The organism is Bacteroidota bacterium (assembly GCA_019637975.1).
Classification (GTDB): Bacteria; Bacteroidota; Ignavibacteria; order UBA10030; family UBA6906; genus CAADGV01.
Genome location: JAHBUR010000012.1, coordinates 103,510 through 128,641, shown reverse-complemented (window position 1 = coordinate 128,641; position 25,132 = coordinate 103,510). Strand labels below are relative to the sequence as shown.

At 52.8% G+C, this 25,132-nt stretch carries 15 protein-coding genes; 5 read left to right on the top strand and 10 right to left on the bottom strand.

The genetic code is table 11. From position 1 onward, the window contains the following. Both KF749_08870 and KF749_08865 read right to left on the bottom strand, forming a co-directional pair. Positions 1 to 1,326, bottom strand: a 1,326-nt coding sequence (locus KF749_08870; protein MBX2991268.1) for a hypothetical protein, incomplete at its 3' end; no start/stop codon positions are given. A gap of 9 nt (positions 1,327 to 1,335) precedes the next feature. Further along, the gene (locus KF749_08865) at positions 1,336 to 2,694 is read right to left on the bottom strand and encodes a T9SS type A sorting domain-containing protein (protein ID MBX2991267.1); all 1,359 of its coding nucleotides are present in this window, start codon (positions 2,692 to 2,694) and stop codon (positions 1,336 to 1,338) included. 454 nt (positions 2,695 to 3,148) lie between these two features. Between KF749_08865 and argF the strand changes: the two genes are divergently transcribed. The 3 genes from argF to KF749_08850 all read left to right on the top strand — a co-directional run bounded on the left by argF (position 3,149) and on the right by KF749_08850 (position 6,516). Then, positions 3,149 to 4,066: an ornithine carbamoyltransferase gene (gene argF / locus KF749_08860; protein MBX2991266.1), complete on the top strand. Its 918-nt coding sequence runs from the start codon at positions 3,149 to 3,151 to the stop codon at positions 4,064 to 4,066. A gap of 4 nt (positions 4,067 to 4,070) precedes the next feature. Further along, complete coding sequence (locus KF749_08855) at positions 4,071 to 5,051, top strand: carbamate kinase (GenBank protein MBX2991265.1); 981 nt, start codon at positions 4,071 to 4,073, stop codon at positions 5,049 to 5,051. A 118-nt stretch (positions 5,052 to 5,169) separates the two neighbouring features. Continuing rightward, positions 5,170 to 6,516, top strand: coding sequence for a GTPase (locus KF749_08850; GenBank protein MBX2991264.1), 1,347 nt, complete (start codon positions 5,170 to 5,172; stop codon positions 6,514 to 6,516). 167 nt (positions 6,517 to 6,683) lie between these two features. Here the strand turns inward: KF749_08850 and KF749_08845 are convergent, their stop codons facing one another. The 4 genes from KF749_08845 to KF749_08830 form a co-directional block, all read right to left on the bottom strand. Further along, entirely contained in the window at positions 6,684 to 10,142 is a 3,459-nt protein-coding gene (locus KF749_08845) for a T9SS type A sorting domain-containing protein (protein ID MBX2991263.1), read from the bottom strand. Between the two features lie 362 nt (positions 10,143 to 10,504). After that, positions 10,505 to 13,762 carry a hypothetical protein gene (locus tag KF749_08840; GenBank protein ID MBX2991262.1) on the bottom strand — a complete coding sequence of 1,086 codons (3,258 nt, stop codon included), beginning with the start codon at positions 13,760 to 13,762 and terminating at the stop codon, positions 10,505 to 10,507. After that, positions 13,759 to 13,953: a hypothetical protein gene (locus KF749_08835; protein ID MBX2991261.1), complete on the bottom strand. Its 195-nt coding sequence runs from the start codon at positions 13,951 to 13,953 to the stop codon at positions 13,759 to 13,761. Before KF749_08835 ends, KF749_08840 begins: the two co-directional genes overlap by 4 nt. Positions 13,954 to 14,124: 171 nt before the next feature. Further along, positions 14,125 to 16,848, bottom strand: a complete 2,724-nt coding sequence (locus tag KF749_08830) for a hypothetical protein (protein MBX2991260.1) — start codon at positions 16,846 to 16,848, stop codon at positions 14,125 to 14,127. A 213-nt stretch (positions 16,849 to 17,061) separates the two neighbouring features. Here KF749_08830 and KF749_08825 point away from each other — a divergent pair, with 213 nt between their 5' ends. Then, the gene (locus tag KF749_08825) at positions 17,062 to 18,228 is read left to right on the top strand and encodes a pyridoxal phosphate-dependent aminotransferase (protein MBX2991259.1); all 1,167 of its coding nucleotides are present in this window, start codon (positions 17,062 to 17,064) and stop codon (positions 18,226 to 18,228) included. A gap of 43 nt (positions 18,229 to 18,271) precedes the next feature. Here KF749_08825 and KF749_08820 read toward each other — a convergent pair whose 3' ends face one another. The 3 genes from KF749_08820 to KF749_08810 form a co-directional block, all read right to left on the bottom strand. Beyond that, positions 18,272 to 19,525 carry a DUF4397 domain-containing protein gene (locus KF749_08820; GenBank protein MBX2991258.1) on the bottom strand — a complete coding sequence of 418 codons (1,254 nt, stop codon included), beginning with the start codon at positions 19,523 to 19,525 and terminating at the stop codon, positions 18,272 to 18,274. Positions 19,526 to 19,789: 264 nt separating this feature from the next. Beyond that, positions 19,790 to 20,995, bottom strand: a complete 1,206-nt coding sequence (locus KF749_08815; protein MBX2991257.1) for a 6-phosphofructokinase — start codon at positions 20,993 to 20,995, stop codon at positions 19,790 to 19,792. A gap of 164 nt (positions 20,996 to 21,159) precedes the next feature. Next, on the bottom strand, positions 21,160 to 21,663 hold the full coding sequence (locus tag KF749_08810; protein MBX2991256.1) for a hypothetical protein: 504 nt from the start codon (positions 21,661 to 21,663) through the stop codon (positions 21,160 to 21,162). A 179-nt stretch (positions 21,664 to 21,842) separates the two neighbouring features. On the opposite strand from KF749_08810, the gene guaA reads away from it, so the two are divergent. Next, positions 21,843 to 23,393 carry a glutamine-hydrolyzing GMP synthase gene (gene guaA / locus KF749_08805; protein ID MBX2991255.1) on the top strand — a complete coding sequence of 517 codons (1,551 nt, stop codon included), beginning with the start codon at positions 21,843 to 21,845 and terminating at the stop codon, positions 23,391 to 23,393. A 46-nt stretch (positions 23,394 to 23,439) separates the two neighbouring features. On the opposite strand, the gene KF749_08800 is transcribed toward guaA, so the two are convergent. Then, complete coding sequence (locus KF749_08800; protein ID MBX2991254.1) at positions 23,440 to 25,128, bottom strand: hypothetical protein; 1,689 nt, start codon at positions 25,126 to 25,128, stop codon at positions 23,440 to 23,442. Positions 25,129 to 25,132 lie beyond the last annotated feature (4 nt).

Sequence of the window (25,132 nt, the reverse complement as noted above, 5' to 3'; positions counted from 1 at the left end):
CGTGAAGGGAAGGACAATGTTCGGCTCGATATCCTCAAATGTGAGGCGATTGTTGTAGACGCTAAACACTCTTAACAGAGGCGCCCCGGCGAAGGAGGGCAATGCATTGAACCGGTTATCTTCGAGGAAAAGCCATCCGAGTCTGGTGAGATGCCCGATTCGTTCCGGGAGCGCTCCAGTAAGACGATTATTACGCAAAGACAGCAATATGAGATTAGAGAGATTGCCGAGGGTGTCAGGGAAGGGACCGGCAAGTTCATTCTCATCCAGCCACAAATGTGTCACGTTCACCAGGTTGCCGATGCTTAGGGGCAACGATACAAGGTTATTTTGCTGCAACCAGAGGTCCGTAAGGCCAGTGAGATTGCCGATTGTTGCCGGCAGACTGTCGAGTTGGTTGTTGTAGACCCGCAGACTCCTCAGTGCTGTCAAATCGCCGATTTCTTGCGGAAGCGATCGCAGTTGGTTTTCGCCGAGATGGAGGTTCTGCAACAATACGAGGTTCCCGATGCTGGAGGGAAGCGATTGAAGGATGTTTCCCTGGAAATGGAGGTTTCGCAACCGCATCAGGTTGCCTATTTCGCTTGGCAGTGATGAGAGCCGGTTGTTAAAGAGCCACAATAATTCGAGGCTATCAAGGGTACATACGCCGGGAGAAAGTTGTGCGAGTTCGTTCCCACCGAGATAGAGGGCCTTCATTCGCCGGAGATTTGCGATCTCCTGAGGCAGGCTGCCTAAGCGGTTGTTCATCGCATTCAAGGATCTCAATTTGGAGAGGTCGCCGATTGATGTCGGGAGCAGAGAGATCTGGTTCGCTTCGAAAGAGAGTTCTTCCAAGTTGGCCAGCGATCCTATCTGTTGAGGAAGCTCTGTCAACAAATTCTGTGAAACATCGAGACGGATGACGTAATGAAGGTTGCCAATGGTTGGCGGAAGCTGACTGATTTGATTGGATGCGAGCACGAGAGTCTGCAGTCCGGCCAGGTTCCCGATCTCCGGGGGTATAGATGTGATCGAATTTCCTCCGAGGCCCAATGATTGCAGACCCGTCAGCGTACCTATAGAGGGTGGGATAGCGCCCTGTAGATTGTTCCCAAACGGGAAACCGAGGGATACGACACGTCCTCCTGATACTTGGACACCGTACCAGGTTCCCACCGGTGCCGAACTTAGCCAATTGTAGTTGGTCTGCCATTGCGGCCCGTTCGTGGCAGTATAGAAATCGACGAGCGCAAGTGAATCCCCGGGAATAACCTGTGCAGCAGAAAACCTCCAACCGAGGATGGCAAGCGCGCCGATACATCGCAGATTTGCACACGTAGTCATGTCGTACCTCTATTTCAAAAGAAGAATCTTTCTGACCTTGATGACCCCACCTGTTGACAGCCGCAGCAAATATGTGCCACTGGCCAAGTCGGGAGCGCTGAAAGTACGTTCATACTTGCCCGGCCCCATTACTTCATCCACCAACGTCGCCACTTCTCTGCCAAGCAAGTCGTAGACTTTGAGCGTGACATGGCTGAGAGCCGAAAGCTGATAGCTGATTGCCGTTGTTGGATTGAACGGGTTCGGATAATTCTGCATCAACTCAAATCGCTCTGGCAACGGACTTTTCTCCGCAACATCAGTCAGAAAATTCCATACCTTCAGTACGCCATGAGTTTCCGTTGAGACGAACATCGTGTCGGAGTACGGGCTAAGAAGAAGGCTCGTCAGTTGTGTTGTCGGCAGGCCGTTGTTGTATGCAAACCACGTTGCGCCCCAGTCGGTGGACTTGATAATCCCCGCCTCCGACGCGGCGAAGAGTGTGTTGGGGGAGACGTTCGATTCTGCAATGTCAACGACGCGCTTGTTTGTGTATACGTGTGACCACGAACTTCCTCCGTTGGTTGACCTGAATATGCCAATGTTACGCGAAGTGTCGAACACCGTGGTCTGAACTCCAACGAGAATTGTATCCCCGGTTGCGATGGCACAGTACGGCGACTCCTCGGGATACTGCGTGTACGGTACGTATGCCGTAAAGATCGAATCCCAATTCCTCCCACGGTTTGTTGATAGATACACGTGCGCTTGGTATGCAGGAGTCATGTCGCTTTTGTAGAGAATGTGACCGAGCGTCTTGTTCATTCCGAGGAGCTTCGCAAATGCAACACCCCACGAGTAACCGGCGACCGTATCCCACGTCATTCCGCGGTTGCTGCTGCGATGCAAACCGCATACTGAAGCGAAGACAAGCGAGTCCGACTCAGGAGGAAAGAGCAGTCCAAGCGGAGTGACCCAACATCCTGCTGCAGGCAATTCCGAAAAGAGAGGGTTCGGCGTAAGGGAAACACGTTGTATGAAAAACGCGGCTTCAACAAATGCTTGTGCATAGCCTGTGAACCCAAACGCAAAGTCCTGTTCCCAAGGAGAGAAGTCGAAATAGAAATACGTCGTTCCCGTCCCCCAAAACGGATCGTACCAGGATTTGAATTTGTAGTCCCATTGAGTGGACGGGGAGTAGATGGTAATGCCGTAGAATGCGGATGCGGCAGCAAGTCTGTAGTCAGTCGGCGAAAGCCACTTCCCCGAAACGCGCCGAACGTTCTGCCAGTTCGTTGAGTCAGGTCCGAGGGATTGCCAGCCTTGTGAAAATGTGGTGAGGGTGAAAGAGAAGAACAGGGTTGCAAGGGGAATGAACCGAGTAGACATAATGCCTCCTTTGGAATAAACGTCCATTCAAAGGGGTGTAAGCATCCCTGATTATGCCTACACTCTGGGTCTTCTCGCCGATGAAATGTACCGAGAAACATTGCGGAAATCAACGGAAACCGGTGATTTCATTGCTTCTTTCGATACTTCCACTTATTTAGATGAAGATGGCTTGGTGCCACTATCGTCTTGTTGTACACGGTTTTTTTCCCAAAGATGAGAACGGACACACATCCCCATGCTGTAAGTTGCTTGTTTTTCAATGGTTTTCAGTGTCACTGATGGGCACACAAGTTGCCACATTTGAGAGCAGGGCTTTCTGACGCCTGCTTATGACTGTTAACGCAAGACCAATTTTGCGTACAGAATTCGTCAATCCGCGGTTGAATACTTCAACAACAACTAAAAGGAATCACGCTTGAAAAAGAACTCCAGGAAACCTGCATACGCCAAGTTGAAAGGAACGGATTTCCTTTCGGTGGATGATCTTTCGATTCAGGAAATCAAATCGCTGTTCGAGCTTACGGCGGATATGAAGAAGAAGCCGAAGAAATATCGAAAGGCGTTGGAGGGGAAGATGCTTGCGCTGATTTTTGAAAAGCCGTCGCTTCGAACGCGCACGACATTCACGGTCGGGATTCACACGCTCGGCGGCAGCAGCATTGACTATCCGCCCAGTGATAACATCCTTGGCAAGCGCGAGTCGGTGTTTGATGTTGCGAAGAACCTTGAGCGGATGGTTGACGGCGTGATGATTCGAACGTTCGGGCAGAATGTAGTAACGTCGTTTGCCGAGCATGCATCTGTTCCCGTCATTAACGGGCTGACAGACTATGAGCATCCCTGCCAGGCAATGGCGGATTTCTTCACGATTACAGAACACAAGAAGAATCTCAAGAATCTCAAAATCTCTTACATCGGCGACGGCAACAACGTGACACACTCGTTGCTTCTGATGGGAGGAAAGTGGGGAACGACGTTCTGTGTTGCCACCCCGCCCGATTACGCGGCAAAGGATGAAGTCGTGCAGCGGGCAAAAGAGCTTGCGGCAAAAAGCGGCGGCTCGATTATTATCACCACCGATCCGATGGAAGCAGCCCGCGACGCTGATGTGATTTACACCGATACGTGGACGAGTATGGGACAGGAAGCAGAGGCGATTGTTCGGAGGAATATTTTCAAGCCGTATCAGGTGAATCGTGAACTCTTCTCTCATGCAAAACCCGACGCATTGTTTTTGCACTGTTTGCCCGCCCATCGCGGCGAGGAAGTAACGGATGAGATTATTGATTCGCCGAATTCCGTCGTGTTTCAGGAGGCGGAGAACAGGCTCCACGCACAGAAGGCAATACTGTACGCATTGATGAGGTGATGTGATGTCGAAGCTGGTGCTGTTAGCAGTAGGGGGGAACGCCTTGATCAAGGCCAATGAAGTCGGCACAGCCGAATTGCAATTTCAGAATGCCATTGACACTGCAACAACGGTGGTCCGGCTTATCAAAGCAGGCCATCGCGTCGTGCTGACGCACGGCAACGGCCCGCAGGTCGGGGCGGCATTGACTCGATCGGAGTTGGCGGCGCATCATTCGTACCGCATGCCGCTTGACGTCTGTGTGGCGGCAACACAAGGAGAAATCGGCTACTACCTGCAATATGCCATGTGGCAGATGATGCAGAAAATGCAGGTTTACGTCCCGGTTGTCTCGCTCATAACGCAAGTCCGTGTTGATAAGCACGATCCTGCATTCGATCATCATACAAAACCAATCGGGCCGTTCTACACGAAGGAAGTCGCCGAACGCTACCAGCATCAGATGAAATGGGAGATGATTGAGGATTCCCACGGGTATCGCCGCGTTGTTTCATCTCCTGAACCGAAGGAAATCATCGAACTCGACGCCATTCGGGCGTGCGTAAACAGAGGTTTAGTCGTGATTGCAGGTGGCGGCGGCGGTATTCCCGTTCTGAATGATCACGTTACAGAGAAGGGTGTGGAGGCCGTCATAGACAAAGACTTGACTTCTTCGCTTCTTGCAACACATCTCAACGCTGACGTGTTTGCGATTGCGACGGAAGTCGAGTACGTCTACGTTGATTATCAGAAGCCAACGCAGCGCAAGCTCGAAGCGATCACGGCGGAGGAATGCAGAAACTATTACAAAGAAGGTCAGTTTCCGGAAGGCAACATGGGTCCGAAAGTAAAAGCGGCGCTTCTTTACCTCGAACGCGGCGGCAAGCAAGCGGTCATCAGCGATATTGAACATTTGTATGATGCAATTGAAGGAAAATCCGGCACGCACATTCTGCCGGCTGAAGAAGATGTACTCGAGACGTGGACGAGAAGTACCATTTTTTAAAGGAGAGCACCGGGATTGTTTCCGATACGAAGCTGTTCATCAATGAATGCGAGTTTTCGTCCACGTTTCTCACACATGTGTGATTCACTTAACAATTTCATGAACCTACGGAGGGGACATGCCAGCAACAAAAGTTATCATTATGGGAGCGGCGGGAAGGGATTTTCACAACTTCAACACCGTCTTCCGGGATAACAAGAAATATGAAGTAGTCGCATTTACCGCAACACAAATTCCCAACATTCACGGACGCAAGTATCCGGCGGCGCTTGCCGGGAAGCTGTATCCGAAGGGCATCCCGATTTTTGCCGAAGAAGATCTTGCCCGCCTTATCGAAAAGTATCGGGCTGACGAGGTGGTGTTCTCGTATTCCGATGTTTCTCACAACTATGTGATGGAAAAGGCTTCGCTGGTGATGGCCTGCGGCGCGCATTTCAAAGTGCTCGGTGCCCGCGATACCATGCTCAAGTCCAAAGTGCCGGTGGTTGCCATTGTTGCTGTACGCACGGGATCGGGGAAGAGCCAGACGTCACGCAAAGTGTGCACGTACCTTCGTTCGCAGGGCAAACGGGTTGTTGCTGTCCGCCATCCGATGCCGTACGGCGATCTCGTGAAGCAAAAGGTACAACGCTACGCTTCGATTGCCGACCTGAAGAAACACAAATGTACGGTCGAGGAGATGGAGGAATACGAGCCGCACATCGTCGAAGGCGGAATCATTTACGCGGGAGTGGATTATGAGGCGATTCTGCGGCAGGCGGAAAAAGAGGCCGACATTATTGTATGGGATGGCGGGAATAACGATATGCCGTTCTATAAACCCGATCTCACCATCACGGTTGTTGATCCGCATCGACCTGGGCATGAGCTGACCTACTATCCGGGTGCAGCCAATGTGCGTCTTGCAGATGTAATTGTCGTGAACAAGGTTGATTCAGCCGAACCGGAAAATATTGCGACGGTTCTCAAGAACGCGGTATCTGTCAATCCGCACGCAACGGTGATTCAGGCGAACTCGAAGATTGATGTTGAGAATGAGGAGGTAATCCGCGGAAAGAAAGTGCTTGTGGTTGAAGACGGCCCGACATTGACGCACGGCGAGATGGTGTACGGTGCCGGTATGCTCGCGGCGAAGCGGTTTGGCGCCCGCGAGATTGTCGATCCGAGGCCGTATGCTGTGAAGTCGATTGCCGCAACATACGAGAAGTATCCGAAAACGGGAACTCTCTTGCCTGCAATGGGTTACGGCGACAAACAGGTGAAGGATCTTGAAACGACAATCAATCAGGTTCCGTGTGATTCAGTCATTATCGGCACGCCGATAGATTTGCGGCGGATCATCAAGATCAAGAAGCCGAGTACACGTGTGGCATATTCTCTCGATGAGAAAACGAAGCCCGATCTGGAAGATGTGCTGCACAAGTTTCTTCACAAGGAACGCGGGCACGCATTCCATCGGAAGTAGAACAAGACCTGACTAAAACGAAAAGGTCGGTGAGGCGAACTCACCGGCCTTTTGTTCTCTCAGGAGACTCGTCAGATTTAGCAACGAGGACACGCCGGAAGCGTGTCCCTACCGCGGAATTGTAGGGACAAGGTTCCGCCGTGTCCAAGACCTGCGGCGATATGCTGCTACTTCACGCTCGGAATGAAGTCTCCCTGAATCACCGCAAGCTTCAACACTTTCGTCTCTCCAATTTCCGGCATCTCAACATAGCACAAATACATTCCGCTTGCGACGAGCCAGGAATTCTCGTTCTTCAAATCCCACTCAAGAAACTGTGATTCGTTTTCCTTCCTCAATGTCCGCACGGCTTGTCCCGCAAGATTGAAAATGCGGACGGTCGCTTTCGGCGGCAGATTGTTGAACGTGACGAACCTTCCCCGCATCACGCTGCCGTCAGTCTGACCGGCGTAGTAGGGATTGGGAAAAACCCCCACTCGCTGTGCGCTTGCTTTTTTGGTTTCCAAATTAGATTCGGGTGCAGGAACCATGTACCTGAATACATCATCCGCTGCATTCGGATGGTTTGCTAAAATGAGGAATTCATCTCCCTCGCTGAAATTGGTATTCGCCCGCCGGTTTGCCACAATCCACCACATGACGGGTGTCGGATTGTTCAGGATGTCGTGTTGAAGAGACGGATCAGGCGTGCTTCCGGTATATGGCATGTTGAAAACAAACAGCCACTCTAACGGACTCCTCGCTGATGTGTCGTTTCTGATTCCGGTGCCGTTTGAGGGAGGCCACCATTTGCCGTCCACCAAACCTGATGCAATGTTGTTCTCAAGGTGTCCGATTGCGAGACGAGTTGGCGGATTGGTTTCGAGGTTCCACGCCGAGAGAGGAACGCCACGCTTGTAATCCTGATAGGCGAAGCCGGGTGACGGGTTGACGACGTACGGCGCAAACTCGGGGCGAGCCGCCGGGTTCGCTGCCCCCGCAAGGTAGCGGTAAGCATACGAGAAGTTCTCGTCGGAGCCCGGATTGTTCTCATTCCAACCGCCGTAAGGATTGTCGCCTGCGTCAGGATTTCGTATTGTGGAAGAGTTTGCGGCGGCAAGTCTGATCAACACATTTCTGATCTCAAAATCTCTTGTCGTCCGGCGTGAGATGTTCCCGAAGAAGAATGCCGGTTCGTTCCAGCCGATAGAACCTTCAAATCCCTCGAATCCCATGTTGGCGTCGGCGAAGGTTATTCGCCTCTCTCCACTTGGAACACTCCAGTCGCGCATGCCACCGGGAGGACCAATAACCTGCAGCAAGACGCCCCCTTCGAGATTCTTGAACTCCTCCAAGTTTCCCTGATTCGCCTGCTGCGCGATGACAGTGGTATTGGTTGTTGTGTTGATCAACCGCCAGCTTGTTGACTCGCCGCTTGTGTCAAAGCGAACTTCATACTCGTGCCCCGTGCCCGTCAGCGGATCAATCACGATGGGGAACACGTGTCCGTCACTTCTTCCGCTTGTGTGAGTAACACGCAGCGTATCCCCGAACTTTGCCCCGAGCTGAACCCCGAAAGGAATGCGAGGTTGTACGGTTAGTATGTTGAGTTGGGATTCGAGTGATTTCGGAATAGCGTCAGTCGAAGGCGAGTAGTTGTAGGCAGTGACAGAAAAGTAGTACCTCGTTCCGTTCCGCAATCTGCCGCCGTGCAGGGAATCGGTGGCGATACGAATGCTTCGCCGGACGCCTGTGTCGAACCCGTGCTGCACAAGGATTTGTATCGGCAGGCCGGTTTGCGGGTCGGGCATCTCGTCGTAAATGTGCCGGATGCCGTTGATGCGGTCAAACACGGCAATCTTCACACCATCCGCAAGCGTAGCAGAATCGGAGGGGAGTTGATAGACGTTGTATCCTTCAAACTCATACCCCGGCACGGCTGTCGGGCTTTCCGTTTCTTCCACTTTTTCGAGCTGCGAGCCCCAATCAAGAACAATCTCCCCGTCCAATTCCGAGACCTTGACGATCGGTTCGGCAGGAGGTTTCGGCGTAGCGAACATTCTGCGTGCCGCTTCTCGTGCGTATCGGGCGTTACTCTTCATCACCCCGACGCTTGAAAGCCTGTCAGCACCAATCCCCGCAACAGTTGCAACGAACACCTCCTGCGTATCCCCCGGCGCCATCCTGAACGGCCCGGCATTGACATGGATGCTACGCGGACCCGGCGGGAACGAATAGGCAACACCCAATCCATCAAGAAATCCCGTTTGGCGGACAGGATCTCCCGAGAGAGAGAACTTGCCGGGCGTTATTCCCGGAGGATGAGGGTAGAGTTGCCAAGCGGCGGTTGATGCATTGGGAATGTAGCCGTTGAAGACCTTCCACATCCGCAACGCTCCTTCGTAGCTGAATGGGGGATCACTTATGCTGCTGCCTGCGCCGTACCAGGCAAACGAAGTCATCGGAAGATTTCTTGCGAAGGGCCTTCGCGTGAAGTTGAATGTGGCAGTGTCGGTCGCACCGCCCGGAACAATCGGGCCTTGCAGCAGAACATACCCGACTGAAGGAGGGGGGAGATTGAATTTGCGAAACTCCAAGTCAATCGGATTGCCGTTGTAACCGAATCCGAGCTGCAAGAGCGTGTCGCATCCGACAAGATCATCTCCGAATGAACCGATGTCAATATCCGACCATTGTGAGACGAACACGCTGTCTAACCAGTACACTCCCTTCTGTCCTCCACCAACATCCACTCCTCCTTTGTTGATGAGGCGGATTCTCTTGAAGTAGGCATTTCGCAATCCGTCTGTTCGCTTGTAGCCCCAGACGAGGATTTGATTCTCGAGGCCGAGTGGTTCAGACCCGTAAACACTCAATGTCAGATTTCGATTCAAGTCATTGCACACAGTCCACAACACCTGGTCAGCGGGAATGCGGTTATCAATTCCGGCAAATCCCGGCTCGTCGTAGTTTCCGTTGATCAGGTCAAGCACGGTAAACGTGGCAGAGAAGGGCGGGGGAGGTTGATAGCCGGGAACGCCGTTCCGCTCGATGTATGGCGCGCCGAACTCCACGGGCCACTCGCGCCAATCCGTTTCGTATGCCCCACGGATCTGCTCGATATGAGAAGGAGTGACATCTGCCAACAATATCTCAAAAGACTCCGATGCATCGCGCAGCAATTCGGCCTGTGTCATGCGGGCATAATCACGCCTGATGCGGTACACTCGCACGGCAGGGTCTTGCGGGTTAGACGGCAGGGCGGTGGAGCCGAAGCCGATGACTCTTCCCGCCTGTGTGCCAATGTTGTAGCTCGATCCTCCGACCCGAATCCGTTGCGTAGGCCAGCTTGTGTACGCCGAGTCGTAGTAGGGGATTCCTCCCCACAGAATTCCGTCCTGGTAAATTACCCAGCGTGTGCCGCGGGGGAAATAGCATCCATCATCGCCGGTGGGCGAGTGATTGGATTGACCGTCTCTCCTTGCCCATGTCGTAATGTTGTTGATGTTGAGAAGTTGGTAGCTCGGGCCTGCCGCGGTTTGCTGCGGCGAAACAATCCCCTGTGGCAACTCCTTGCCCGGATGTTGAGCAAGAGTTGAGAAGAACAGGGAATATGTCAACGCGGGTAGTAGTAGCAATCTCTTCATAGGCATCTTCTCCTTTTGTTGGCCACGGAGACACAGAGACGCAGAGTATTTTCCGGAGTGTCGCGATCCATATCGTGACAGGAATCAGTTCTACATGGCATTGTTTGCGTCACGGAGTCGTCCGTGACGCCCGTGCATACTTCATACATCTCTGTGTCTCTGTGCCTCTGTGGCTATCTTTTTCCCGGGATGTCACGGTCCATACCGCAACACGAAACCATGCTTGTTGGCATTGTTTGCGTCACGGAGTGGTCCGTGACGCCCGTGCATACTTCATACATCTCTGTGTCTCTGTGCCTCTGTGGCTGTCTTCTGTAGCTCACGTTTCCATAGTGTTGCGGTCTCACATCTCCTTTCGGGAGTTACCGTACGGCGGGAAGTTGACTTCCCTGTATCACCGCAAGCTTCAGGATTTTCGTTGTGCCGATTTCCGGCATCTCAACGTAACAAATATACATGCCGCTGCCGACAATGTATGAGTGTTCGTTCGTCAAATCCCACTCAAGAAATTGTGACTCGTTGTCTTTTCGTAATGTCCGCACCGCATGTCCCGCCAGATTGAAAACGCGGATGGTTGCTTTCGGCGGCAGGTTGTTGAACGTGACGAACCTTCCGGTTGTGGCGGCCCCGTCCGCTTGTCCCGCATAGTACGGATTGGGAAACACGCCGACATGTTCAGCGCTTGCTTTCTTGATTTCGGGGCTCGATTGCGGTGCGGGGACTGTGTACTCAAACACGTCATCCGGGCCGTTTGCATGATTGGCGTAGATGAGGAATTGATCTCCCGAGGCGAAACTCGCCTCGGTCCGGCGTGTGATCGCGAGCCACCACATGACGGGGTATCTATTGCCGAGAATGTCTATCTGGAATGCCGGATCGGGTGTTGAGCCTGTGTACGGCGCGTTCAGGATGAATAGCCATTCCCGCGGAGTTGTGCCGCTTGCTCCATTCTGACTGTTAAGGGGGGGCCACCATTTGCCGTCGACAAGACCTTGCAGGATATTGCTTTCCAGGAATCCAACGGCGAGTCGCACAGGAGGATTTGCATCAATGTTCCACGCAGAGAGAGGGACACCGCGCTTGTAATCCTGGTAAGCATATCCGGCCGTGGGATTCACGATGTAGGGGGCGAACTCAGGACGCGCAGGTGGGGATGTAGCCCCCCGCAGGTATCGGTACCCATAAGAGAAATTCGTGTCGGGGCCGGGGTTGTTCTCATTCCAGCCACCGTACATGTCGAGCCCGTTTCCCGCAGTTCCGGAACCTGCCGCAGCAAGTTTGATCAGCACGTTGGTAAGTTGATGTGCTTGTACTGTTCTATCGGGCAGGGAGCCGAAATAGTAGCCCGGTTCGTTCCACCCGATGGTGCCGTTGAATCCTTCAAACCCCATGTTCGAGTAGGCAAAAGTAAAACGCCGTTCTCCCGATGGTACCGCCCAATCCCTCATCCCCGGCGGCGGGCCGATGACTTGGAGATAGATGCCTCCGTCAACAATGTCGTAGTTCCTGTCACCGCTTTGATTCGTCTTGCCGCTGAACAGGATGGTGTCCTTTGTTGCGTTGCGGAGTTTCCACGTAACGGCATTTCCCACAGCATCAAATCGTACCTCATACGTGTGTCCGGTACCTGCAAGCGGGTTCACGATTATCGGGATGACTTTCCCGTCGCTGTTGCCGCCGGAATGCGTCGCGTTGAGTGTATCGCCGTGCTGCGTATGCAGCGCCGTGCCGAAGGGCTTTCGCGGCTTTGCCGTCAGAATAGTTGGGGAAGATTCGAGCGACTTCGGCGCTGCGTCGGGCCTGTTTGAGTAGTTGTACGCCGTGACGGCAAAATAGTACGCCGTTCCGTTTCGCAACGGGGGACGGTTGTAGGGTTCATGCACGAAATTCTTCTTGATGCTAAGATACCGCTGCACGCCGGAGTCGGTGCCGTGCTGAACGATTGTGGGAACAACGAGGCCGGAGTTGTAATCGAATACTTCATCAATGATGTTGGCGACGCCATTCACTACATCGAACGTCGCAATCCGGACGGCATCCGCAAGCGTAGAATTGGCCGCAGGAAGTTGATAGATGTTGTATCCCTCGAACAAGTACCCGCCTCTTCCCACAAACTCTTCCACGTTCTTTACCTTCTGCAAATCAGAACCCCAGTCTAACACAATCTCCTGATCCAACTCAATTGCCTTCACGGTCGGTTGCGGCGGTGGCACTGAGACTGCAAACAATTGACTTGCCGCAGCTCGTGCCGAGCGCAGATGGTACTTCATTGCGCTGATGCTGGTGAGATGGTCGGCGCCCAGGCCGCCGACGATTGCGTAGATGACTTCCTGTGTGTCGGCGGGGGCGAGACGTATCGGCCCCGTACTGATGGTGAAGCGGCGGTCACCGGGATAGCCGGAGTAGACTGTCATTAACCCGTCGATGAAGCCTGTTCGCGTGATCGGGTCGCCGGAAAAGGGAAACTTCGTCTGCGGCATGCCCGGCGGGAATGGGTAAAGTCTCAAAGGAGTAGTAGACGGATCTGGAAGATATCCCTGTATCCATCGCCACCAACGCAGTGCCCCGTCGCGAGTAAATGGTGGATCGCTAAAGCCCGTCCCAGTGAATTTTGGTGAATAAGAGGTCAGTCCGAGATTCATCTTCCCCCGAATCCACCGGAAGTCAAAAATGGCAGAGTCGGAGGCGCTCCCTTGTACGATCGGACCTTGGACAATGGCATAACCCAATGCAGGCGCCGGGATGTTGAATGGTTGGAAGAGTTGATCAATAGACCGTGAGTTGTATGTATAGCCGAGGTTGAGCTCAGGCACGCAACCGAGGAGATCATCACTAAAGGAGCCGAGATCGGTATCAGTGAATACTCCAAGGAAGAGGCTGTCAATCCAGAACGAACCTTTCGCTCCGCCGCCGATATCAACGCCGCCCTTGTTGATGAGTCGGTACCGCTTGAAGTAGGTGTGCCCCAAGCCGTCGGTTCGTTTGTATCCCCACAATGTTGTCTGTACCTCGAGTCCCAGCGGCAACGATCCGTACAATCCCAGCGTCCATGCCGGGTTGAGATCGTTGAACACAGTCCAGATTACCTGATCGGCAGGCTGCGAGCCGGGTCCGCCGGCGATGCCGGGTTCGTCATAGTTACCTGCAATCAGGTCTTCGGGGTACAGCCCTGAAGGCGGCCTTTGAAATCCGGGAATTCCGTTTCGCTCGATGTAGGGCGCACCGCGGTCAACGGGCCACGTGTTCCAGTCTTCCTCATATTGTGCCTTCAAAGGGGCGATGTGATTTGTGTAGGTTACGTTTTCAAATGGTATCTCATAGAATTCGGCAGCGTCGCGTAGATCTTCCTGGTAGAACATTTGTCGGTAGTCGCGTCGAATCCGGTAGATGCGTACCGCCGGGTCGGTGGGGCTAACCGGAACAGCGTTAGCCCCAAGTCCCGTCACCCATCCAGCCTGCGTGCCGACGTTGTAGGTTTGCCCTCCGACTCTGATAAGCTGGCTGTCAGGGGGAACGGTATACCCCGCATCAAGAAATACTTTGGCGGCCCAGAGCAGTCCGTCCTGATATACGACCGGAGCCGTTCCGTTGGGATAGATTGCTCCATCCCAGCCGGTCATGAATGGTTGGATTGGCCATCACGCCGCATCCACGTCGTGATGTTGTTGATGTTGAGGATTTGATAGTTCGGGCCGGCCGCGGTTTGCTGCGGCGAGACCATTCCCTGCGGTAACTCTTTGCCCGGATGTTGGGCAAGAGTTGAGAAGAACAGGGAATATGTCAAAGCGGGTAGTAGTAGCAATCTCTTCATAGGTATCTTCTCCTTTTGTTGGCCACGGAGACGCAGAGACACGGAGAATTTTCCGGAGTGTCGCGGTCCATACCGTGACAGGAATCAGGTCTACATGGCATTGTTTGCGTCACGGAGTGGTCCGTGACGCCCGTGCATACTTCATACATCTCTGTGCCTCTGTGGCATTACTCAATAACTTACATTCAGCCCCACACGTATTTGCCGCGGCGTGCCGTACAAGTCGTTTCCCGTTGCGCCCATGTACGCCCAGCGGTTTTGCAGATTGATCGCACGGTAGAAGGCTTCGTAGTTCGGTGTACTCGTAAAGCCTTGTGTACGCAAACTTGTCAGCACGCCATCATCCTGCGGGCTTCCTGTTAGAGAATACACATTCAGAACGTGCTGGTTGTTGAACAGGTTGAGTACATTGACGAATACGGTTATATCGAGTCCCCCTGCCCGGAAATGCTTGCTCAACCGTGCATCAACATTGAATACTGGCGGGGTGTTCGAATTGTTGAGAGGTTCCGCGGGAGAAGCACCGCGAGGGTCAACGAAGTCTAAAACACCGAGATTCCATGGTGTCCATGAGCCGGACAGGTTATCACGTAGTTTTGTGTAGTTGTGCCCGCTGCTGTAGTGAAGAATACAATGCAACCCCAGTCCATCGAGAACCGGATGCGTTTCTTGCGGCACGACGTAGTCGAGAAACAGGGTTGCCTTGTGTGTTTGATTGAAATCGAGCGGCGAGAAGAGGAAATCCTCGGCGATGCGCTGTTCCACTCTGCCTGCCCGTGAGCGCGGGTCGGAGCCTGTTCCTGTTGCAGAAGAAAGTGTGTAGAAAAGCTGTGCCGAAAAGCCGCTCTTTCGGGTGAGGGTTAGAGCAAACTCAAGTCCCTTTACCGAGGCTTCATCTCTGTTCTTCCAAGTTGTAAATCCCCCCGTGTCGTCCGTCCATGAACGTGCGTAGGCAAGCTGATCGCGAATAGATTTGAGAAAAACTGTTGCGTTCAGCAGAATGCCGTACGGCAAACGTTGCCTCAACCCTGCTTCAATATGCGCCGTCCGTTCGGGCTTGAGCGATGTTGTGTAGGGAGGGAGAAATGCCTGTCCGCGTGAGGTCAAGGAAAGTGTGCGGCTCAAGTATGTGTTACCGGCATAAATCAGATTGAGCGGCGGCAACTGTGCAGTTTCACCGTATGATCCGAACAAAACCGTTGAAGCTGAAACAGGATACGAGAGCCCGAGCCGGGGGAGAATAACTGTCGAGCTCGGCATGTCTGTGAGTTTTGTTTCATCGAGAACTTCAAACCGGTTATCAAAAACCTCCCAGGTGAAATCCTCAAACGTCTTCTGCTTGATGTTGTAGGATTCCACCCGAAGACCCAGATCGATAATCAAATCCTCATAGCGCAGAGTCCCCTGGAAAAACCCGGAGGCAATCACCGGCTTACGCGGTGAGTCGAAGCCATCATCGACGCTGTTGCCGTCAACGTCAAATCCGTAGTGGTTGATCCTTCCCCGTTGGGCAACAAGCACCCTCTTTTCGAAATCTGATGTAAATGCACGCGGGTGTTGACCATATTCTCCATAAAGATAGATCATGGTTTGCTGGATATCTCTAATGTCAAAAAAACGTATCGTCCATTCCTCAACCTCTCCTCCGAAATGAAGAGTAAGATTGTCAAGAGGCGAGTAGGTGGCTTTGCCTGAGAAAGTCCACGCCTGCTGACTGCTTTTCGTGAAGGTGTTATTTGGTGCATTAGGGTGGTTGAGACGGAAGAAGTCGATTACCGAATACTGGAGCGGTCCGCGCCAGTATGTCAAGAATCCCGTGTACCCTTTCTGCGCATTCTTCGAGCTGTCCTGGTACGATTGCCAATCCGAGCCGAAGTCGGGATCGAGTGTTTCGCTCGAGTACCGTTGGTGAGCGGCAGTCAACTCGTATGAGAAATTATCGAAGACTTTGTGTGTGGCGTGCAGCCGGAAGAACGACGTTTCATTTTCGAGCGTGGGCGTTCGCTTCTGGTTGAAGAAGCGGGTAAGCGCCGCAGGCCATTCACCGCCTTGGGTTTGTGCCCGCTTTTGATAACTGCCGGTAAAGTGGAACGTCAGCGGCTCCCATTCGTATGTCAGTGTTCCCTGTACGGTATTGCTTTCCGTCCAACTGTTCGGAACATAATTGGAGGAAAAGGCTACCGGGTAAGGTAATGCTATGCCCGGGTTGGCGGAAAATATGTCGTTCTCCAATTGAAACGAAAACGGCGTCAGCCACATCGGCCTGCGATTGCGCATGTAATGATGTTCGCCTGCGACAAAGAAGCGAAGATCATCAATGCCCGGAACCGGCCCTTCGGCAGTCAATACTCCGGTTCGAAATCCGTACGACGACGTTCCGAGAAACTCCTTGCCCGGCTTGGCAAAATCATCCGTCAGATATTTCGCCGCAACGCGGAACTCATCTCCTCCCGTTTTCATCGTTGTGTGAAGAATGCCCGCACCGGAAAATCCGTCGGACATCAATCCGCCTCCCGAATACAGATCAATGCGCGCCATCGCTTCGGGAATCACCTGCACGCCTTCGAGTCCCGTGAAGCGGTTTGTTATAGATGTGCCGTTGAGTGAGTAGCCGAGATCGTTTCTTCGATTGCCCCTCACATGCAACGACCCGTCCTGCAACACGACTCCCGGCGCAAGGGAGAGATAGTTCTGCAACCCTCGAAACGGATAGCGCATCAACTGTTTTGATGTGTAGGAGTGAACGGTTCCCGGAAAAACGGAAAGGGAAGTGTCCGCACTCGTTTCAGCGGGCGGACTGTTTGTCTGCTCCTGGCCAAGGGCTCGGGGTACTACAGAGAATGAAAGAACTGAGAAGAGAAGAACATGTCGGAAAGAAAACAGCTTGCATGCCATAGGAACCTCCGTCAGAAATTGGCGATGCGTTACTGCTGCCGGCCTTTGTGATGGTGTGAAAGGAGGCAGCCGGTTTATGGGGATTGGATGTACTGCCTGACAAAAGATACGTTCGTTCATCGCGAAATGCAAGAAGAACCGCCGGGCAGCGATTTCGCTGGCGGCAAAAGTGCCCAATAGTGATTCTGTTGGCGGATTTTGCTATTCTGTTTCATGTTCTCATCCCGCACAAATTGGCACCGGCAACGCAACCGACTCTCCCTGCTTCTGGACGAACGCCACAGAAGCGGCAAGCCCGTCATTGATCTCACTCTCTCCAATCCGACTGAGGCAGGCTTTGAGTATCCGACAACGGAAATTCTCTCGGCACTTTCGCAAGACTCGTCCCTGCATTACACGCCTGACCCACTCGGCATGCCCTCTGCAAGAGAGGCAGTTACATCATACTATGCCGGGAGGGGAATAACCGTCGCGCCATCAGCCATTGTGCTGACTGCAAGTACGAGCGAGGCGTACTCATTTCTCTTTACACTCTTATGTGAAGCAGGAGATAGCGTACTTGTTCCTGTTCCGTCGTATCCGCTGTTCGAATATCTTGCGCAGTTGAACGACGTTCGGGTTAGCAATTACCATCTCGGCTACGACGGCGAATGGCATATTGATCTTGATTCCGTGAGAAGGGCTGTTTCTCCAGCCACAAAAGCAATCGTCGTTGTAAGTCCACACAATCCGACGGGAATGTTTCTGAAGAAGGATGAACTGCAGTCGCTGAACAACATCGCCCGTCAACATCATCTTGCACTTATTGTTGACGAAGTTTTTGCCGATTATGGTTTTGGAGAAGATGACAGAAGAGTTGGTTCCACTGCCGCGAACAGTGAGGTACTGACCTTCACACTGAACGGAATTTCCAAGTCATGCGGCTTCCCGCAATTGAAATTGGGGTGGATTGTTGTAAGCGGTAGGGATGAGGTGAAAACAGAAGCGCTGCATCGTCTCGAAATCATCAGCGATACATTTCTTTCGGTAAATACTCCCGTTCAAGTCGGACTGCCGAAGCTTTTGTCGGCGGGGAAAAAAGTCGGGGAGCAGATAGTTCTTCGTATCGAACAGAATCTAACGTTCCTCAAACAATCCCTTCCAGCTAATCCGCTTATATCGCTTCTTTCGACCGAAGGGGGATGGTACGCAATTCTTAGAATTCCAACGACGAAATCGGAGGAGGAATGGGCTCTTGAGTTGCTTGAAGAGTCCGGTGTGTACGTTTTCCCGGGTTACTTCTTTGAGTTTCAGCAAGAAGGATATCTTGTTCTGAGTCTGCTGCAGCGGCGTGATGAGTTTGAAGAAGGGGTGAAAGTAATTCTGAAAACAATAACGTAGAGAAGCCGCCGCAATCGCGAACGGCGGCCTCCCTACGATGTCATCAGTTGTTCTCGATAATCTGTGCGCCGAGAGCCTGCGCTCCCGTCCCACCCACAAATCCTCTCGCAAACACTGTGTAAATCTTTCCTGCTTGCAAAGCAATTCCGGGCAACGGCAACACTACTGTTGCAGTTCCTGCCACCCGGACTTCCAGATTGTACGTCCCTGCATCAAGCGGCGTGAAGTTGGTGAACTGCTTGAATGCCCTGTTACCGAATACCACCGGTCCGCCCGTCACCGCAACGTCAACTGCCGGTGCGTTGGGCGAAAGATGCACGAAACGGACATGTGCTTTTCCCGCCGCAGGTGCAGTCAAATCATCCGTCAGCACGAGGGTTGAGAGCTTTGCAACCGAGTCAATTGCGAAAACGGAATAGTTTGCATTTGCCGCAATCGGCAGGTTCGCGTTGATGACAGTTGTTGACGTACCTGTGACGTTAACCTTCACGCCGCGTGCACCGCCGGCAACATTCAGATATCCGGTATTGTTGGGGAAAGTGAGGTTGCTACCGGCAATGGCGTTCGCTACGAGGAGATCAACTCCCGGCGCATCAGGCGAAGCATGAGCAACAAGCACGCGTCCGTTGCCTACTGTCGGGGCGCCGGGCACAGCTTTGTTCACAATGATTTCGGCACCCAATGCCTGGGCTCCAGTTCCTCCAACAAATCCACGAGCAAAGACAGTGTAGATCTCGCCTGCCTTCAGCACAATTCCGTTCAGCGGCAGGACTACGGTTTGAGTTCCGGCTACACGGACTTCAAGGTCATACGTGCCGGCATCGAGCGGAGGGAAATCCTTGAAGCCTTTGAACGACGTATTTGCGAACACAACAGCGCCCCCCTGCAACGCGATATCAACTGCAGGTGCATTGGGGGAGAGATGCACAAAACGGACATGCGCCTTGCCTGCCGCAGGGGATGTGAGATTGTCGTTCAGAACAACCGTCGAAATTTTCGAAACTGAGTCAACCGCAAAGACGCTGGTAAATGTGTTCTCAGAGAACGGCACATTTGCATCGATTGCAATGGTCGAGGTGCCGCTGACGCGAACCTTGATGTTGCGTGTGCCGGCTGTGACCTGGGCGTATCCCGTGTTAGCCGGGAACGTAAGTCCTGAGCGCACAAGGTTGCCATCGACCAGAATGTCAACTGCAGGGGCGTTCGGTGATGCATGAACGGCCTTTATCTGGGCCGAGCCTGCGGGCGTTGGTGTAATGGTATCGTCGTCTTTTTTGCAGCCGGCAACCACCAGCATCGTTGCCAAAGCGGCAACCATCGGCAGGAAAAACTTCTTGCGAAACATCAAACCCTCCATGATTATTATGTGAAAGAACTGTCGTCTCTTGCACTATGTACGTTTTGTACGTTGTGCAGCACGAGACTTGAACATCACTTCGGAGGGTCAAGTTCCGTCAGGTTTCTTGTACGGAAATTTTTTTGGAGAATTTTTTCTGAGGGATGTTCGAATGGAACTTCGCGGGCAGCGTTTGTTGTTCCGCTGCCCGGTCGAAGTTCTATTTTACCACTCGCTTGTTGTAAGGAATAGAGGCTTCATCTCGAAGCTCTTGTAGTGAGGGCGAAGTCGTTCGGTGTTGTAGTGTTCCTTCACGTTCACGACTTTCTTCGTGCTTGTCACGACGTCGAGCGGCATGTTGTCGTAACGGCCGTTTTTCAGAACAACAAGACGGCCGTGCACACCTTTCAGGGCGAGGTCGAGTGCAAGATTACCATACGCCATCGGTACTATCGAGTCAATTGCATCGGGGTCACCGCCGCGGACGAGATAGCCGAGTTTCTGGTTGATAATATGGATGGTTTTCCCGTTGTTGAACTTTGGTGAAAGCAACTCGAGCTGCTGGGACACGAGGTCGCCAATGCCTCCCAACTTCGCGTGCCCGTATGCATCGGTACGCGAATCCTGAAACACCATTTCCCCGCCTTCAAACATCGCCCCCTCGGATACAAGCACAACGGCGTATTTGCTCGGGTTCCGGTTCCGGTCGTACACCATCAATTCCGCCAGCCGTTCGATGTTAAACTTGTATTCGGGAATAACGCAACGGTTTGCCGCCCCTGCCATTGTCGGAACCATCGCAGTGTATCCGGCGTATCGTCCGAACACTTCCATCACAAGCAGCCGTTCATGCGAGCCTGCCGATGTACGCAGACTGTTGGTCATGTGAATGGTTCTCGTTACGCACGTGCTGAAGCCGATGCAATAATCCGTGCCCGGCACATCGTTATCCATCGTTTTCGGGATGGCGATGACTTTCACTCCCTGCTTGTAGAGATGCACGCCGTAGCTGAGCGTATCATCCCCGCCTATCGGAATCAGATAATCAATCCCGAGGTAGTCAAGATTCTTGAGAACCTCGGGAGTCAGATCATTCGAATCGGCGGCATAGGTTTCGCGGAGATGAAGCGGAACCTGTGATTTCTTCACGCTGCTCGGACGTGTACGCGACGTATGGAGGAATGTACCTCCCGTCCGGCCCGCTTTGTTAACAATCTCTTCGGTAAGAACCTGGTAGTTGTCGCTATTGTCGGCATTCTTGTCGCGGATGATTTCGACGGCCCCTGCCCACCCCCTGCGTATTCCGATAACCTGATATCCTTCACGCAAAGCGCGAATCGTGACGGCACGAATGGCCGGATTCAATCCGGGCACATCGCCTCCGCCAGTAAGAATTCCGATAACTCCTTGTTTCGCTCTGATATTCGCCATGTTGGCCCCTCTCGCCGTTCACCTTGGGGATAAGAAAAACCCACGCTTCCTGAGTAGTAGCTGCGCGGGTTGACAAAGAACTCATCATTCGTCGGCTGAAAGGTACGCCATCTTTGAACAAGAATCAATCAGCCTTGCGACGATGAGTGAGTATGTGAGAGAGGCTACTCGATCATATTCTCCGGCAATGGAACAGGAATAACATGGCTGAACAGATCGGGTGACGACACTGCTGCCAGTTCAGGGTGTTTCTCGATCAGACGGTAATACCGGAGCCACGAACAGACAGTTTTCACTTTCTCGGACGAAGTGAAGATTGCCGCTTGTGCGATGGCGTAGTCGCCGCGGGACGAACGCAAATCGTGCAAGGCAATTGCCGCCGCAGTCCGGGCGAATGCAGGGGCATCCTCATTTTTCAGCACGCCCATTAACGGAATGATCAACGGCGTGAAGGAATGTTCGGGATACAACCCCTTCAGGTCACGAACGGTAAAGGCAATTGTTGCGGTCATGTAGGGATTGTTGTAAGTAATACCCTGCACCATGCTTTGCTCGGTTTGTTCGATCGTCGCATTGGTAAATCGCGGTGCGGCGGGTGGATCTGAGGCCCTGACCAGGGCGGGTATCATTATGACCAGTGCCACACACAGAGCGTGTATGGTTTTCATAATGACCTCCATGAATGGATATGTTGAGTTGCATGTTTCGATACGATGCTGCTCTGCAGAGGTTTCAGTGATGGCGTCGTGCAACAAAATTAATTTGCAGGAAAGGCGATTCCGTTAGAGACGCATGTTGGAGGAAATGGCTTCTTTTCCTATATTTCTGCAACATTTTTCACATCATCATGACTCACGAAGAACTCATCCTCATCCTCGATTACGGTTCCCAATACACACAACTGATTGCCCGTCGAGTGCGCGAGTTGGGTGTGTATTCCGAACTACATCCCTTCAACATCTCTCTTGAAAAAATCCGGTCTCTGAATCCCAAAGGAATTATTCTCTCCGGCAGTCCACACAGCGCCTACGAGGAGGGGGCTCCCATTTCCACACCGCAAATATTCGAGATGGGTATTCCTGTGCTGGGAATTTGTTTCGGCTTGCAGTTAATGGCCTATCAACTCGGCGGCGAGGTGGACAAAGCGGCGAAACGCGAATACGGCCACGCAGACTTGACAATTGACGATACTTCGGATTTGTTCGATGGATTTGAAGGGAATGGAACAACAACGAGAGTCTGGATGAGCCACGGCGACCATTTGACACGCATGCCGCCGGGGTTTCAGCCGATGGCGCACACAAGCAACTCGCCCATCTGCGCCATCAAAGATCCGCAGAGGAAGATTTACGGAATTCAGTTTCATCCCGAAGTCGTTCATACCCCGAACGGAAAGCAGATTCTCAAGAACTTTCTCTACAAGGTTTGTCAATGCAGGGGAGGGTGGAGTTCAACTTCCTTCATTCAGAATACGGTTGATGACATCAGGAAGAGAGTCGGAACCGGAAGAGTAATTTGTGCCCTCAGCGGCGGCGTTGATTCATCGGTTGCGGCCGTTCTTCTCCACAAGGCCATCGGCGACCAGCTCTACTGCATTCACATCGACAACGGCCTGATGCGGAAAGGGGAGAGTGAGCAGGTTGTGCAGACCTTCCGCGACAACTTCCACATGAACCTCGACTATGTTGATGCGACGGATGTGTTTCTGGATGAACTCGCCGGCGTCACCGATCCGGAAAAGAAACGGAAAATCATCGGCAAGCTGTTCATCGATGTGTTTGAGCAGGAAGCAAAGAAGATCGGACAAGTGGATTATCTTTGTCAAGGAACATTGTACCCCGACGTGATTGAGTCCGTCTCATTCAAAGGCCCTTCCGTCACGATCAAAACCCATCACAACGTCGGCGGTTTGCCGGAGAAGATGAATCTGAAACTCATCGAGCCGTTCCGTGAATTGTTCAAAGACGAAGTCCGGGCAGTAGGGCACGAACTCGGCTTGTCGGATGAGTTGATCTGGCGGCATCCGTTCCCGGGTCCGGGACTTGCGGTTCGCGTTTTGGGAGAGATCACGAAAGAACGCCTTGCTCTTCTGCGCGAAGCCGATGCAATCTTTGTAGAAGAGGTGAAAAGAGCCGGCCTGTATCGTGACATTTGGCAGGGATTTGTCGTTCTCCTGCCCGTAAGAAGCGTCGGGGTGATGGGAGACGGACGAACATACGAGTATACGGTCGCGATCCGTTCTGTAGCCAGTGTTGACGGAATGACGGCGGATTGGTTCCGGATGCCGCATGATGTTCTCGCCAAAATATCCTCACGCATCACAAACGAAGTCCGGGGCATCAACCGCGTTGTGTACGACATCAGCTCGAAGCCGCCCGCGACGATTGAGTGGGAGTAGATCAGGAATCCGACTGAAATTCTCTTGAGGCAATCTGAAGTGCTGCCTACAACTTTTGCGACACCGTAAGGCTTGCAACATACTCGTTATAGTTTCCCGTCACAGGCTCCTCAGAGCTGAATCCCATCCGTCTGAGAACGAGAGTGATCGTATTAGAAGGGGACACGCGGTAACTCGCTGTTGTATTGACAAGCAGTGAACTCACGGATGTGGAAGAGGTGAGCCCGATTGTCAGCGAAATAGCCAATGCGTTTTCCAATGCCCGATACTGGGGTGTAACCGAGTAGGTTTGGATCGTCGTGCGTGGCGTGAGGCCGACTCGAGATGAAGTGATGCCAACGGCGGGGACAATCGTCCAATCCGGAGAGGGAATGAACGTGGAATTCAGGTTTACTATATGCGACTCCAATCCATGCCCTGCCCGGATCGGGTTGTCGTCCACAGACTTCTGAAAGATGTAGTTCACGGCGGCTGTCTGCACAAGCGCCTCCCTGCCGAAGAAGATCCCATGATTGGTGCCGATACTAAATGTCGTGAACCAGAGAAAGTCGGGACTGCTGAATGCGTAGTTTCTCATTGTCAGTACATTCACGAAAAGTCCGGCATTCCATTCATTGAGCGGCCTGACACTGAAATTTCCACCGAACGTTTGCCGGACTGTTGTGTTGATTTTCTGCTTCAGAAGGTTATCGTTCTGCCGCGTCCAGGTGAAGCTTGTTGCCCACTGCTGAAAACGGACGTTCACACCAAGCAGGACTTCACTCAAGTCCGTTATCAACGAAGATACGCCCAAAGAATTATATCCCGGACCAATGCGCCGGAACCCTGCTCGAAAGCCAAGCTGGGATAAGTTCACATTCATGCCGAGCGTGTATGCATAATCCGCGCTGCTGCTCAGCCTTGGTGTGTAGAGTCCTTTGATAATGGATGGAATTTTCTCGTTGTTGAATGCAGTCGAATGCATATCCCGCGTGAATGCGCTGCCACTCACCTCACCGTTCAACGAAAGGGCATTGTCAAACATCCTCAACGCGCCGGCCAGCGCAACGACGAGATTCTCCTGAGGAGTCTCTTGATACGGATTGACTGCGGTGCCAATCTGTGTTGAATCCGGCGGAGGGATGGAATCGGGATAGAATACTTGAAATCGTGAGGGGATGTCTCTCGTCCGGACGAAAATGAGATCGAAGTACGATTCAGAATCCCGACCGACTCCAACTTTGCCTCCGTACAAATACCGATCAAATCCGCCGCCTTCGCCGCGACGCGAATAACCTCCGAGGGCCGAGAACCGGAACAAACCCGGATTGATGGCAACGCCCCCGCCACGGATTTGGATGCCGTTGAGCGTGTAGGGCGTGAACGACTCGGTGAAGTCGCCGGCATTCGCATATCCCCACCCCCATTGCGGTCGAATACCGAATTGATTGATCTGATTCACCTGGTGTGTCGCCGAACGCGAGCTTCCCTCCGTTGAAAGAAGAAAATTGAATGACACAGTCATCGCATCGTAGAATGAAACGGTAGGACGGAAGAAAAGCCGGGCGGTGCTCGATGGACGGCGGCTGTCGCGACCCGAGATACTGTAGAGTTCGCCGTACGTGCCAATGTCGCCGCTCAGACTGATTGCCTGCCCGTGAACTCCCTGAATCACCGCAGAAGGGATTCCCGTTTGCGAAATAGCGGTGAACGGCGGAACAATCAGCAATGCGACAGCAAGCAGAATTATTCTCACGTTG

What these genes read in the sequence shown, in the direction of transcription:
- KF749_08865 (MBX2991267.1), bottom strand. Translation starts at nt 2,694, where the DNA reads ATGTCTACTCGGTTCATTCCCCTTGCAACCCTGTTCTTCTCTTTCACC.
- KF749_08855 (MBX2991265.1), top strand. Translation starts at nt 4,071, where the DNA reads ATGTCGAAGCTGGTGCTGTTAGCAGTAGGGGGGAACGCCTTGATCAAG.
- KF749_08850 (MBX2991264.1), top strand. Translation starts at nt 5,170, where the DNA reads ATGCCAGCAACAAAAGTTATCATTATGGGAGCGGCGGGAAGGGATTTT.
- KF749_08845 (MBX2991263.1), bottom strand. Translation starts at nt 10,142, where the DNA reads ATGAAGAGATTGCTACTACTACCCGCGTTGACATATTCCCTGTTCTTC.
- KF749_08840 (MBX2991262.1), bottom strand. Translation starts at nt 13,762, where the DNA reads ATGACCGGCTGGGATGGAGCAATCTATCCCAACGGAACGGCTCCGGTC.
- KF749_08835 (MBX2991261.1), bottom strand. Translation starts at nt 13,953, where the DNA reads ATGAAGAGATTGCTACTACTACCCGCTTTGACATATTCCCTGTTCTTC.
- KF749_08830 (MBX2991260.1), bottom strand. Translation starts at nt 16,848, where the DNA reads ATGGCATGCAAGCTGTTTTCTTTCCGACATGTTCTTCTCTTCTCAGTT.
- KF749_08825 (MBX2991259.1), top strand. Translation starts at nt 17,062, where the DNA reads ATGTTCTCATCCCGCACAAATTGGCACCGGCAACGCAACCGACTCTCC.
- KF749_08820 (MBX2991258.1), bottom strand. Translation starts at nt 19,525, where the DNA reads ATGCTGGTGGTTGCCGGCTGCAAAAAAGACGACGATACCATTACACCA.
- KF749_08815 (MBX2991257.1), bottom strand. Translation starts at nt 20,995, where the DNA reads ATGGCGAATATCAGAGCGAAACAAGGAGTTATCGGAATTCTTACTGGC.
- KF749_08810 (MBX2991256.1), bottom strand. Translation starts at nt 21,663, where the DNA reads ATGAAAACCATACACGCTCTGTGTGTGGCACTGGTCATAATGATACCC.
- guaA (MBX2991255.1), top strand. Translation starts at nt 21,843, where the DNA reads ATGACTCACGAAGAACTCATCCTCATCCTCGATTACGGTTCCCAATAC.